General features: G+C 44.5%; 1 protein-coding gene and 1 pseudogene. Both read left to right on the top strand.

Annotation, left to right across the window (positions count from 1 at the left end; genetic code table 11):
* Positions 1-360 (top strand): transposase (locus tag ACQRD1_RS14575; protein ID WP_427787948.1); only part of this gene is annotated, 360 nt, incomplete at its 5' end.
* A pseudogene (locus ACQRD1_RS14570) lies at positions 357-749 on the top strand (IS3 family transposase); the annotation flags it as partial. The gene ACQRD1_RS14575 and the pseudogene ACQRD1_RS14570, both read left to right, overlap by 4 nt.

The raw sequence follows: 749 nt of genomic DNA, 5'->3' as shown, positions 1-749 counted from the left end.
AATCAAGAGAATAAGGAGGTACTCAAAATGGCACGTAAATATGACCATGAATACAAAGTACAGGCAGTTAAGTTAGCAAAAGAAATAGGTGGTGCTAAAGCTGCTAAAGAATTAGGTATCCCGGAGGGAACTATCCATACATGGCTGAAAGCAGTTAGAGTAGGCACATTGGATATTGGCGATGGTGCACATACTCCAGAAAGTGCGATGAGTCTTGCTGAGGAGCTTGCGATGCTCCGCAAACGCGTTAAGGATCAAGATAAAGAAATCCGGCGTCTGAAAGAGGAAAATGAATTTCTCGAGGAAGCAAGTGCTTTTTTCGCAGCCAGCCGTCGGAAGTCAGCAAGAACCAAAGAATGAAGTTCATTGCCATAAAAACGGAAGACGGCGTGATTAAGGGGAAACTCTCATTCTATTGCCGGATGCTCGGTGTCAGCCGCCAGGGTTTTTACAAATATCTTGCTATTAAAGATCGTCCCTGGAAATATCAGGATCTCGCTGATGCTATGAGAGCGATTAATTCTGAGGATGAATGCAATGATACCTATGGGCGTATTCGCATGTATCAGGCACTTCTCCTTAAGAATCTGGAAGGACTCAAAATCCCCAGTGAGCGAACTGTCTACAGGGTTATGGATGAAATAGGCCTTAGCCATCGGCCAAAGCGTAAGCCAAATGGTATTACCAGAGCTGATCGGGAAGCGCGTAAATCGGATGATCTTCTGAAGCGAGATTTCAAATCCAATAAG

This window comes from Bariatricus sp. SGI.019 (assembly GCF_050315235.1).
Lineage (GTDB): Bacteria > Bacillota > Clostridia > Lachnospirales > Lachnospiraceae > JAFBIX01.
This window is presented reverse-complemented; position numbering and strand designations above follow the sequence as displayed.